This window comes from Pseudomonas edaphica (assembly GCF_005863185.1).
GTDB classification, from domain to species: Bacteria; Pseudomonadota; Gammaproteobacteria; order Pseudomonadales; family Pseudomonadaceae; genus Aquipseudomonas; species Aquipseudomonas edaphica.
This window is the reverse complement of the sequence record NZ_VBVZ01000183.1, coordinates 1-10350: the sequence shown is the minus strand read 5'-3', so window position 1 is coordinate 10350 and position 10350 is coordinate 1. Positions and strand designations below refer to the sequence as shown.

General features: G+C 59.0%; 13 protein-coding genes and 2 pseudogenes. 5 read left to right on the top strand and 10 right to left on the bottom strand.

Annotated elements, in window-relative coordinates; all coding sequences use genetic code 11:
- The 4 genes and pseudogenes from FEM54_RS14330 to FEM54_RS14315 form a co-directional block, all read right to left on the bottom strand.
- Positions 1–347: pseudogene (locus tag FEM54_RS14330) on the bottom strand (heavy metal sensor histidine kinase); the annotation flags it as partial.
- Positions 344–1015, bottom strand: a complete 672-nt coding sequence (locus FEM54_RS14325; protein ID WP_056861264.1) for a heavy metal response regulator transcription factor — start codon at positions 1013–1015, stop codon at positions 344–346. The pseudogene FEM54_RS14330 and the gene FEM54_RS14325, both read right to left, overlap by 4 nt.
- A 42-nt stretch (positions 1016–1057) precedes the next feature.
- The gene (locus tag FEM54_RS14320) at positions 1058–1318 is read right to left on the bottom strand and encodes a DUF2790 domain-containing protein (protein WP_099549911.1); all 261 of its coding nucleotides are present in this window, start codon (positions 1316–1318) and stop codon (positions 1058–1060) included.
- Positions 1319–1428: 110 nt separating this feature from the next.
- Positions 1429–2199: an alpha/beta fold hydrolase gene (locus tag FEM54_RS14315; RefSeq protein ID WP_099549989.1), complete on the bottom strand. Its 771-nt coding sequence runs from the start codon at positions 2197–2199 to the stop codon at positions 1429–1431.
- Between the two features lie 221 nt (positions 2200–2420).
- Here FEM54_RS14315 and FEM54_RS14310 point away from each other — a divergent pair, with 221 nt between their 5' ends.
- Positions 2421–3098, top strand: coding sequence for an HAD-IA family hydrolase (locus FEM54_RS14310; RefSeq protein ID WP_138451533.1), 678 nt, complete (start codon positions 2421–2423; stop codon positions 3096–3098).
- Between the two features lie 19 nt (positions 3099–3117).
- Here the strand turns inward: FEM54_RS14310 and FEM54_RS14305 are convergent, their stop codons facing one another.
- The 3 genes from FEM54_RS14305 to csrA form a co-directional block, all read right to left on the bottom strand.
- The gene (locus tag FEM54_RS14305) at positions 3118–3414 is read right to left on the bottom strand and encodes a hypothetical protein (protein WP_138451531.1); all 297 of its coding nucleotides are present in this window, start codon (positions 3412–3414) and stop codon (positions 3118–3120) included.
- A 94-nt stretch (positions 3415–3508) separates the two neighbouring features.
- Positions 3509–3772 (bottom strand): hypothetical protein, encoded by a 264-nt coding sequence (locus FEM54_RS14300; RefSeq protein WP_017138763.1) that lies wholly within the window; start codon positions 3770–3772, stop codon positions 3509–3511.
- Positions 3773–3981: 209 nt separating this feature from the next.
- Positions 3982–4176, bottom strand: coding sequence for a carbon storage regulator CsrA (gene csrA, locus FEM54_RS14295; RefSeq protein WP_003192511.1), 195 nt, complete (start codon positions 4174–4176; stop codon positions 3982–3984).
- A 262-nt stretch (positions 4177–4438) separates the two neighbouring features.
- On the opposite strand from csrA, the gene FEM54_RS14290 reads away from it, so the two are divergent.
- On the top strand, positions 4439–4804 hold the full coding sequence (locus FEM54_RS14290; RefSeq protein ID WP_017138764.1) for an SPOR domain-containing protein: 366 nt from the start codon (positions 4439–4441) through the stop codon (positions 4802–4804).
- Positions 4805–4835: 31 nt separating this feature from the next.
- On the opposite strand, the gene FEM54_RS14285 is transcribed toward FEM54_RS14290, so the two are convergent.
- The 3 genes from FEM54_RS14285 to FEM54_RS14275 all read right to left on the bottom strand — a co-directional run bounded on the left by FEM54_RS14285 (position 4836) and on the right by FEM54_RS14275 (position 7054).
- Positions 4836–5525, bottom strand: a complete 690-nt coding sequence (locus tag FEM54_RS14285; protein WP_056861270.1) for an endonuclease — start codon at positions 5523–5525, stop codon at positions 4836–4838.
- Between the two features lie 4 nt (positions 5526–5529).
- Entirely contained in the window at positions 5530–5778 is a 249-nt protein-coding gene (locus FEM54_RS14280; protein ID WP_017138765.1) for a DUF1654 domain-containing protein, read from the bottom strand.
- 187 nt (positions 5779–5965) lie between these two features.
- Positions 5966–7054 carry an asparaginase gene (locus tag FEM54_RS14275; protein ID WP_017138766.1) on the bottom strand — a complete coding sequence of 363 codons (1089 nt, stop codon included), beginning with the start codon at positions 7052–7054 and terminating at the stop codon, positions 5966–5968.
- Positions 7055–7548: 494 nt separating this feature from the next.
- Between FEM54_RS14275 and FEM54_RS14270 the strand changes: the two genes are divergently transcribed.
- The 3 genes and pseudogenes from FEM54_RS14270 to FEM54_RS14260 form a co-directional block, all read left to right on the top strand.
- A complete protein-coding gene (locus tag FEM54_RS14270) occupies positions 7549–8508 on the top strand; it encodes a sugar ABC transporter substrate-binding protein (protein WP_138451529.1) in 960 nt (319 codons plus the stop codon).
- A 57-nt stretch (positions 8509–8565) separates the two neighbouring features.
- Positions 8566–10119 carry a sugar ABC transporter ATP-binding protein gene (locus FEM54_RS14265; RefSeq protein ID WP_017138768.1) on the top strand — a complete coding sequence of 518 codons (1554 nt, stop codon included), beginning with the start codon at positions 8566–8568 and terminating at the stop codon, positions 10117–10119.
- Positions 10116–10350 (top strand): annotated as a pseudogene (locus FEM54_RS14260) (ABC transporter permease); the annotation flags it as partial. The gene FEM54_RS14265 and the pseudogene FEM54_RS14260, both read left to right, overlap by 4 nt.

Sequence of the window (10350 nt, the reverse complement as noted above, 5' to 3'; positions counted from 1 at the left end):
CGGTTGGTGGGCACGGGCGGCACATCTGGCATTGCAATGTTGCCCGGGTTTACCAGCAGCAACGGCTTTTGACCCGGCGCCGCGATGCTCAGCACCGACTCGCTGTTGCCCAGCATGTTCTGGAACAGCTCCGGCTTGGTCTTGATCAGGTCCAGGGTATTGCTGTCCTTGAGCAGGTTGCGCAACTGGTCGGCGCGATAAATCAGTGCGGCGTCGTCACGCTTGATCAGTTCACGCTCAAGCTCGCGGTACAACGCAACGCCCAAGGTGGCGAGCAGGGCGAATGCGAGCAGGGCGAAGATCAGCGCCAGGCGCAGGGTCAGCGAATAATGGCGGCGAGGGTTCATGGCTGGGTGTCGAAGCGGTAGCCGATGCCCCGCACGCTGTGGATCAATTTGAGCTGGAATGGGTCGTCGATTTTCAGGCGCAGGCGCCGCACGGCGACGTCGACCACATTGGTGTCGCTGTCAAAGTTCATGTCCCAGACCCGCGAAGCAATCATCGAGCGTGATAACACCTGGTCCTGGTGCGTGGCGAACAGGTGCAACAGGGCGAACTCCTTGTTGGTCAGCGTTATGCGCGTGCCGTTGCGGGTGACGCGGCGCTTGAGCACGTCGATCTGCAGGTCGGCGATGTGCAGTTGCTCTTCTTCGCGACTCGGGCCGCGACGCGTCAGGGTACGCAAGCGCGCGACCAGTTCGGCGAAGGAGAAGGGCTTGATCAGGTAGTCGTCGGCGCCCAGTTCCAGTCCCTTGATGCGGTCGGCGATGTCATCGCGGGCAGTGAGGAACAGCACCGGCGTGTCAGCCTCTTTGCGCAGGCGGCGCAGCACTTCCCAGCCGTCCATTTTCGGCATCATCACATCCAGCACGATGACGTCGAAGGGCGTTTCCAGCGCCTGGTGCAAGCCGTCTACGCCGTCGCGGGCAAGGCTCACCGAGTAACCCAGTTCCTGCAGGCCATTGAGCAGGTAATTGCCGGCCTTGGGTTCGTCTTCGACTACGAGGATGTTCATGGGAAGTGCCCTGGTTCGCTGCGTTGCGCAAGTGTAGCCGGATCAATTGTCACTGGGGCAACCGATGCCTTGCACCTGGTAGTCCAGCACGTGTTCACGGTCTTGGGAGTCGAGGTATTTGAGTTGTGCCGGGACGATCCCGCATTGGCCGTAGGTGTCGGTGCTCGACAGCACTTTGGCCACGTCCAGGTGCACGAAGAAGCCGGTTTTGTCGTGGATCACCTTAGTTTCAGGGGCTGTGTCGGCAGCGAACGCAGAGCCGGTAGCAAGCAAAGCGGCAAAGCCCAGGATAAACAGTTTCATGGCAGTAGCTCTCTTTAAGGGTTGGCTGCCGGGGCTGGCAGTGAGTTCACAGTAACCAGGCACCCCAAACAGCCAGCCAACAGGATCATGACAAGTTTGTAATGCGTGGTTTAAGGCTGGCGGCCGGACGCTTCGAGGATCAGGTCGGTGATTGCCTTGGCGTGGGACACCAGCGACAAGTGGCTCGACGGCAGTTCGATGGTGGTCGCGTTCATGCGCTTGGCCAGAAAACGCTCCAGGTTCGGGTTGATGGTCTGGTCATTGCTCGACACTGCGTACCAGGACGGCTTGGTGTGCCAGGCGGCATTCACCGTGCGGCCGTTGAACAGGGTCTTGGCGATCGGCTGTTGTACGGCGAACAGCTGCAGGGCTTTGGCGCGCGGCACGTCAGCGGCGAAGTACTTGAGGAAGGCGTCCTGGTTCAGCGTCAGGTAACCGTCGTGCTCGACGACACCGGCGCGCACCGGCGTGCTGGGGTATTTGGCAGACAGGGCGACGAAGTCTTCGTTGGCGTCCGGTGCACGGGCGGCCACATACACCAGTGAGCTGACCTTGGGGTTCGCCCCGGCGTCGCTGACCACGGTGCCGGCGTAGGAGTGACCGACCAGCACGGTAGGGCCGTCCTGTTGGTCCAGCACGCGGTTGGTGGCAGCGACGTCATCGGCCACCGAAGTCAGTGGGTTTTGTACGGCGGTCACATGCAGCCCGGCGGCCTGCAGGCGCGTGATCACCTCGGACCAGCTCGAGCCGTCAGCCCAGGACCCGTGCACCAACACCACATTGTTGGCCTTGATCGGCGCGACAGTGCCGGCCATGGCGGTGCCGGTGCCCAGCATCAACAGGCTGGCGGCGATCAGGCAGAGTTTGCTGGCAGGTTTCATCGTGCGGCCCTTCATCATCAGTGGGAAGTTGTGCCACCCGGTGTGGGTGACTGACGACGCCACTGTATGAAGCGAGGGTGCTGACAAGCCTTACAGGCTCATTACAAACCTGTCATTCAATCGCAGGGGCCGCCAGATACCGCTGGCGTTTACAAGCGAGGAGGTGACCCGTAGATTGCATCGGGCCGATTATTTGTTACCGCCTATGAGGAAGCCACGCAGTGTCCATCCGAGGTCCAGTTGTGTTTAACCAGCGTTACCGCGCCTTCCTGTTTGATATGGATGGCACCCTGCTCAACTCGATTGCCGCCGCCGAGCGCGTGTGGAGCATCTGGGCTGAACGCCACGGTCTGGAGGTGGCGGCGTTCCTGACCACCATTCATGGCGCACGCGCCATTGACACCATTACCCGCCAGGCGCTGCCAGGGGTAGATCCCGAAGTTGAAGCACAGTGGATTACCGAGGCCGAAATCAACGACGTCGAAGGCGTGGTGGCGATTCCCGGTGCTGTCGGGTTTCTGAATAGCGTGCCTGGCGATCAATGGGCACTGGTCACGTCTGCGCCCAAGGCGCTCGCGCTACGACGCCTGGCTGCGGCCGGTATTACGCCCCCGGCCGTGCTGGTGACGGCCGAGGACGTTGCCAGCGGCAAGCCCGATCCCGCCTGTTACGTGCTGGGCGCCCAGCGTCTGGGTGTGCCGGTGCAGGATTGCCTGGTGTTCGAAGACGCTTCGGTGGGGATTCGCGCCGGGGAGGCGGCCGGCGCGGATGTGCTGGTTGTAACCAATACACACCTGACGCCGATCGTCACGGTGCATGCCTGCATTAACGACTATCAGCCGCTGCAGGTTCTGCGCGATGCAGAGGGCACGTTACGCTTGCAGCGCCTGGAAGACTGAAACGAAAAAGCCGAGCCCGTTATCGGTCTCGGCTTTGTGCGCAGGAAGGGGAGTCGGGTGGCGCCTGCAGTCGGCTGCTCTTGATACCTTGGCGCGAAAGCACCATTTCCCTGAGGATTTCATTGGCAAGCCGGGCAATCGCCTCGGGGCCATGGTAGTGCGCGCGCACGATGCCGGTAATCGCGAAATGGTCGGTTTCCGGACCACTAAGGATGGCGGAAAGGGTGCCGTCAGCGTGTAACGTACAGGTGATCGCATAGCTGGGCAAACGCGCCGCCAGGGCCGCTTCGATTTGAGATTTGCTGAGGGTATCCATCTGCGTCAATGCCTTTCAGAAACCGTGCAAGCCCAAGCATAGATCCTGCCGCCGACCTGTAAATACCGGCGATCTAATAGCAGATTAGCCGCCATCAACGTGCGGTTTTCGGGTGCTCACGTTGCGCGGCGCGCTGGCATAATTTGCGCAAAATGGCTTTCTGGATAGGCTGTAGGCAGAACACGAACAGGTAGCCGCACAAGAAGAGTGTAAGTTCCATCGACGAACGCTTGCCGGGGTCACTGACTGTTTCGATCTCGAACTTCACGCCATATCCCAGCACCACGAAGGCCAGCCCTATCAGCAGGGCGATCCCCCAAGACTTGGAGGCAAGCGGTTGTTTTGCAATCGGTCTCATCGACGTGCTCCTGAACGCACACTGATGGTAGGGTTATAGTCAGTGGATTCGGCCGCGAATTACGCAACAAGTTCCAGTCGCCAAGACAGTTTTATCTTGCAGCGTAGCTGAAAGCATAAAGCACGCCGATCATGCAGGAAGCGCGAGTGGGCGGAAGGGTTTTCGCCAGCCATCACAATGAACGAAAAGGCTGGCTACTGAGTGAGGCGTCAAGGAGTCTGGTTTTTGTCCGGAGCTGTCAGGCCAGCCTGAATGCGCTGGTAGATCTCCTCGCGATGCACGGCAACGTCCTTGGGTGCGTTGATGCCGATTCGTACTTGCTGGCCGCTGACGCCCAGGATGGTGATCGTGATGTCATCACCGATGTTTATGCTTTCACCAACTTTGCGGGTGAGTATCAGCATGGACTTCTCCTTGATTACTTTTAAGGACACATGTTTCAGACAGGGCAGGTGTCGGATGTGTGTAGCTTACTGCTAAGCGCTTCCCTGTGACTGCCTCTTTTAGGACGCATAGAGGCGACATTAATTCCCATGGCGGCATCATACAGGTCTGCGATACATCATTCGCATTGTTTAAGCCAACGTTTATGACGGCCAGAATAGACAGTGAATGATAAAGTTGCCTCTTTATCCTTAAAGGAGCAGGGCAGTGCGTAAAGTAGCGATGGCAATTGCGGTGTTGGCGTTGGCCGGTTGCGGTGAAGGTAAACCGGTTGACGCCCCCAAGGCCAAGCCTGCCGTGACCGAGAGCCAGCCACAAACCGGGGCGATTGCCGCTCAGGAATGGGATGTGTGGGTAGGCCCGCCGGACCATAAGCTGCAAGCAATCACCGACCTGACTGCCTGGTTGCTCGAACATGGTTTCAACTTCTATATCGTCAAAACAGACGGCAAGGACGAGGTGTATCTAGGCCCGTTCGCGAGCAAGGCCGAGGCTGAAGCCAAGCAGGCGCTGCTGACCGAAAAGCTCGCACGGGCCAAGAAAAACGATACCGAATCAGAGGTTATCGAGCACAAGGTCGCGCAATAACCGGCAGGGTGGGCGGCAACTCCGCCCACGCTCAACCGCAGGTCTTCAGGTTTACCGGGCCGACGAACTCGTTACCGCGCCCCATCACACACGCCACAGTCTGGTTGCGCTGGCGCTCCCAGGGTTGCACCGGATAGGTCTTGTTCCAGGCTTCATACAGCTGGCGGTCCTGTTTTGACAGGCGCAAGCCGTATTGTTTGCTCATGTAAAAATACGTTCGGGCGATCATTCCGCGAATAGACGGGCGGGGCATGACTTTTTTGGCCTTGAAATCGACCTGGGTCAGGCATGAGCCGTACTGCCCGCGTTGCGCCGGCAGCCAGCCAAAACTGAAGTTGTTACGGTCGCCATTGACCTCGCCGATGCTCGGCACCAGGTTGTGCAGGTCCGCCTCGGCGCGCTTGAACACATCATCGTGACGCGTACAGTTTTTGCGCCCGCCGGCTTGCCAGCACTGGCGCTGATGTCCGATCTGCCAGGCCGGGACGATATGTTCCCATTCGATGCGTGCGGCACGGTTGGCATTTTTGCGCGGTACGTAACCGCAGGCTTTCAAATCGACCCGGTTGCCGGTGTATTTGCAGCCACAGTAGAACTCCGTGGATTGCGGGGCGTAGAGCTTCCAGGCGACTTTCTTGGCCTCGCTGAAGGTTCGAGGCGCCTGTGCGTGGGCTGTAACGGCAAAAAACAGGCAAAAAACAGCAATAAAACGGCCACTCATTGAATCAATCTTCCTTCGGCACAACCCAGAAAATCTGCACGCCACCGTCATCCCGGTAGGCGAGGGTGACGTTGTCGTTCTCCGCAATCTCCTCCAGCAAGCGCGCCCATTCCTCCTCAGGCTCATCCGGCAAGCGGAAGATCAAGGCCGCCTTGGCTTTCTGGGCGTTGGTCGAATTGATGATTTTTTGCACGCGAACGGCAAGGCGTGCGTAGGCGTCAGGGGTTGGCGCTGCAGAAGAGGACGTTGCCACGGAGTATTCCTTAGTGTGCTGTACGGGCATACAGTATTTAACTGTTACGATTTTCGCAACTGCTTAAAATTCAGAAGGTTTATCTGGCGGCGATTCGAGCGGGGTTATGCAGCGCGGGGAGTTGTATCCAGGTGTAAGAGGAGAGGTAGAGGCGGGCAAACCCGCCTCTACGCGTGTTACCGGGGGATCAATATTCCCAGAACATCCGTTGCAGCTCTTTGCTGTCCTGGGTCTTGGTCAGGGCAACCATCGCCAGAATCCGGGCTTTTTGTGGGTTCAGGTCATGTGCGACGACCCAGTCGTACTTGTCGTCAGGCTGTTCGGCATTGCGCAGAACGAAACCACCGGCATTCACGTGGGAAGAACGAATGATCTGCACACCTTGCTTGCGCAGTTCCTGCAGGGCAGGCACCACCTTGGAAGACACCGAACCGTTGCCGGTACCGGCATGGATGATGGCTTTGGCGCCGGCCTGGGCCAGGGCTTTGACAGCCGTGTCGCTCACGTTGCCGTAGCCGTAGGCGATTTCAACGTCCGGCAGGCTCTTGATGGTCTTGATGTCGAACTCCGAATCCATGGTGTGGCGCTTGGCAGGCAAGCGGAACCAGTAGGATTTGCCTTCAACTACCATGCCCAGCGGGCCCCATGGGCTCTTGAAGGCTTCGGTCTTGATGTTGATCATTTTGCTCACGTCGCGACCCGATTGGATCTCGTCGTTCATGGTCACCAGTACGCCCTTGCCGCGCGCGTCTTTGCTGCCGGCAACGGCCACGGCGTTGTACAGGTTGAGCATGCCGTCCGCCGACATGGCGGTGCCTGGGCGCATGGAGCCGACCACCACGATTGGCTTGTCGGTTTTTTCCACCAGGTTGAGGAAGTAAGCGGTTTCTTCCAGGGTGTCGGTGCCGTGGGTGATCACGATACCGTCCACGTCCTTGCTGTCGGCCAGTTCGGCAACACGACGGCCCAGTTGCAGCAGGTTTTCGTTGTTGATGCTTTCGGACGCAATTTGCATCACTTGTTCGCCGCGTACGTTGGCGATCTGACTAAGCTCAGGAACGCCGGCGATCAGTTGTTCGATGCCGACTTTGGCCGCCTGGTACGTGGCACTGTTGGCCGCACTGGCGCCGGCGCCAGCAATGGTGCCGCCGGTGGCGAGGATCACGACGTTGGACAGTTTGGTCTTGGTTTCAACTTCCTTTGCCTGGGCGGCAACGGGGAACAGCAGCAGGAGGGCGAGGGCGCCCGGAACAAAAGTCTTCAGTGCAGATTTCATTATTTTTCTCTCTGGTTTTTGATGAGTGCTGTAGCAGGTTCATCGAGAACACCCGGGCCGTTCTGAATGCCGCTAGGTGCTTGGAAAGAGCAGGATTTGTACCAAGCCCATGATGTTCGCGGTCATAAATTAACGTGTTGATTTAAAACAACTTATATTGAATTTTAGGATGGGAGGGCAGCGTGCTCGTCCGGCATTCCGAACAGCAGGGTGGTATTGCGTTCGGTTGTCCGAAAACCATGATGGAATATCAACGGAGGGTGTGGGACTTGGGCGCCATAGCCTGTCGTTTTAGACAGCGACCGGGAGAAGCTGAGGTTCAATCCTGCGACCCGCAGGGTGTAAGGGAAGGTAACCGAGCGCCTGGATGAAAGACGCTTTTCACCCGTTGACAAATCTCGACAAGGTTCTCATAGTTTGAACAACGCAAACGTTTGCGAGATGTTTCGCAGTGCAAGCGTTGCTCACAATAATCATAAGATCGGAGTGAACCCATGAAGCTGCCATTTGCTGGACGTCTTCTTGCTGTCGCTGTGCTTGCTGCCGCATCCGCTGCTCTGCCCCTTTCCTCTGCTTTTGCCGATGACGCCGCCGCCAAACCCAAGGTCGGCCTGGTGATGAAGTCCCTCGCCAACGAATTTTTCGTGACCATGCAGGACGGCGCCAAGGCTTATCAGAAAGAACACGCCGCCGATTTCGACATGATCACCAACGGGATCAAGAACGAAACCGACACCAGCGCGCAGATCGATATCGTCAACCAGATGATCCTCGCCAAAGTAAACGCCATCGTGATTGCTCCGGCTGATTCCAAGGCGCTGGTCACCGTGTTGAAGAAAGCCTCCGATGCCGGCATCAAGGTCGTCAACATCGATAATCGCCTTGACCCGGACGTGCTCAAAAGCAAAAACCTCGATATCCCGTTCGTAGGTCCGGACAACCGCAAAGGCTCCAAGCTGGTGGGTGACTACCTGGCCAAGCAACTGAAGGCAGGTGACAAGGTCGGCATCATCGAAGGCGTGCCGACCACCACCAATGCCCAGCAGCGCACCGCAGGCTACAAGGATGCGATGGACGCCGCGGGCATGAAGATTGTTTCCACCCAATCGGGTAACTGGGAAATCGACCAGGGCCAGAAGGTGGCGTCTGCCATGTTGAGCGAATACCCGGACCTCAAGGCAATGCTGGCGGGTAACGACAACATGGCCCTGGGCGCTGTCTCTGCCGTGCGTGCGGCGGGCAAGGCCGGCAAGGTGCTGGTGGTTGGCTATGACAATATCGAAGCCATCAAGCCTATGTTGCAAGACGGCCGCGTACTCGCGACCGCCGACCAGGCCGCGGCCCAGCAAGCGGTGTTCGGTATCCAGAACGCGCTCAAGCTGGTCAAGGGTGAAAAAGTCGATGCCAAAGACGGCGTGATCGAAACCCCAGTCGAACTCGTCCTCAAGAAGTAATCCTGGCAGCACCCAACAGCGCCCGCTCGTCCTGAGCGGGCGCCTGGAGATTTTCCTATGTCATCTTCCGCCCCGAACGCTGTCCTCTCGGTCAGCGGTATCGGCAAGACCTATGCCCAACCGGTGCTGTCCGACATCACCCTGACGCTCAATCGCGGGGAAGTGCTGGCGCTGACCGGTGAGAATGGCGCAGGTAAAAGCACCTTGTCGAAAATCATCGGCGGGCTGGTCACGCCGACCACCGGGCACATGCAGTTCAATGGCCAGGATTACCGTCCCGGCAGCCGCACCCAGGCTGAAGAGCTGGGCGTGCGCATGGTCATGCAGGAACTCAACCTGCTGCCGACCCTGACCGTGGCCGAAAACCTGTTCCTGGACAACCTGCCCCGCAACTGTGGCTGGATCAACCGCAAGCAACTGCGTAAAGCTGCGATCGAAGCCATGGCCCAGGTCGGCCTGGATGCGATCGACCCGGACACCCTGGTGGGGACGCTGGGCATTGGCCATCAGCAAATGGTCGAGATCGCCCGCAACCTGATCGGCGACTGCCATGTACTGATCCTCGACGAACCGACCGCCATGCTCACGGCCCGTGAAGTCGAGATGCTCTTTGAACAAATCACCCGCCTGCAGGCTCGGGGCGTGGCGATCATTTATATTTCACACCGGCTTGAAGAGCTCGCCCGTGTTGCCCAGCGCATTGCAGTACTGCGTGACGGCAAGCTGGTCTGCGTCGAGCCGATGGCCAATTACAACAGTGAGCAGTTGGTGACCTTGATGGTCGGCCGCGAGCTGGGTGAGCAGATCGACCTGGGGCCACGCACCATTGGCGGCCCGGCGCTGACGGTCAAAGGCTTGACCCGCTCGGACAAGGTTCGCGATGTGTCCTTTGAAGTGCGTGCCGGTGAGATCTATGGCATTTCAGGCCTGATCGGCGCCGGCCGCACTGAATTGCTGCGTCTTATCTTCGGTGCCGACTTGGCCGACAGCGGCACCGTGGCCCTGGGTTCGCCAGCCCAGGTGGTGAGCATTCGCTCGCCGGTGGACGCAGTGGGCCATGGCATCGCGCTGATCACCGAAGACCGCAAGGGCGAAGGCCTGCTGCTGACCCAATCCATCAGCGCCAACATTGCCTTGGGCAACATGCCGGAAATCTCCGGTGGCGGCGTGGTCAACAGCCGCGACGAAACTGCCTTGGCCAAGCGCCAGATCGATGCCATGCGCATCCGCAGCTCCAGCCCGGCGCAGTTGGTGTCCGAGTTGTCGGGCGGCAACCAGCAGAAGGTCGTGATTGGCCGTTGGCTGGAGCGCGACTGCGCGGTAATGCTGTTCGATGAGCCGACTCGCGGTATCGACGTCGGCGCCAAGTTCGACATTTATGCCTTGCTCGGCGAATTGACGCGCCAGGGCAAAGCGCTGGTGGTGGTATCGAGTGACCTGCGCGAACTGATGCTGATCTGCGATCGCATCGGTGTGCTGTCTGCCGGGCGCTTGATCGAGACCTTCGAGCGCGACAGCTGGACCCAGGACGAATTGCTCGCCGCCGCCTTTGCCGGCTATCAAAAACGTGACGCGCTGCTCAACGACGCAGTGCTTAGGGAAACACCATGAAAATCACTTCTTCCCCGGGCAAAACCGGCGGCAACTTCTACGGCCTGGGCACCTACCTGGGGCTGGCCGGCGCCTTGCTCGCGATGATTGCGCTGTTCTCGGTGCTCAGCGACCACTTCCTGTCCTATGACACCTTCAGCACCCTGGCCAACCAGATCCCGGACCTGATGGTGCTGGCGGTGGGCATGACGTTCATCCTGATCATCGGCGGCATTGATCTGTCGGTGGGCT

Coding starts and splice junctions, on each gene's coding strand:
- FEM54_RS14320 (WP_099549911.1), bottom strand. CDS start 1,318: ATGAAACTGTTTATCCTGGGCTTTGCCGCTTTGCTTGCTACCGGCTCT.
- FEM54_RS14305 (WP_138451531.1), bottom strand. CDS start 3,414: ATGGATACCCTCAGCAAATCTCAAATCGAAGCGGCCCTGGCGGCGCGT.
- FEM54_RS14325 (WP_056861264.1), bottom strand. CDS start 1,015: ATGAACATCCTCGTAGTCGAAGACGAACCCAAGGCCGGCAATTACCTG.
- FEM54_RS14275 (WP_017138766.1), bottom strand. CDS start 7,054: ATGAAATCTGCACTGAAGACTTTTGTTCCGGGCGCCCTCGCCCTCCTG.
- csrA (WP_003192511.1), bottom strand. CDS start 4,176: ATGCTGATACTCACCCGCAAAGTTGGTGAAAGCATAAACATCGGTGAT.
- FEM54_RS14315 (WP_099549989.1), bottom strand. CDS start 2,199: ATGAAACCTGCCAGCAAACTCTGCCTGATCGCCGCCAGCCTGTTGATG.
- FEM54_RS14270 (WP_138451529.1), top strand. CDS start 7,549: ATGAAGCTGCCATTTGCTGGACGTCTTCTTGCTGTCGCTGTGCTTGCT.
- FEM54_RS14285 (WP_056861270.1), bottom strand. CDS start 5,525: ATGAGTGGCCGTTTTATTGCTGTTTTTTGCCTGTTTTTTGCCGTTACA.
- FEM54_RS14300 (WP_017138763.1), bottom strand. CDS start 3,772: ATGAGACCGATTGCAAAACAACCGCTTGCCTCCAAGTCTTGGGGGATC.
- FEM54_RS14265 (WP_017138768.1), top strand. CDS start 8,566: ATGTCATCTTCCGCCCCGAACGCTGTCCTCTCGGTCAGCGGTATCGGC.
- FEM54_RS14290 (WP_017138764.1), top strand. CDS start 4,439: ATGGCAATTGCGGTGTTGGCGTTGGCCGGTTGCGGTGAAGGTAAACCG.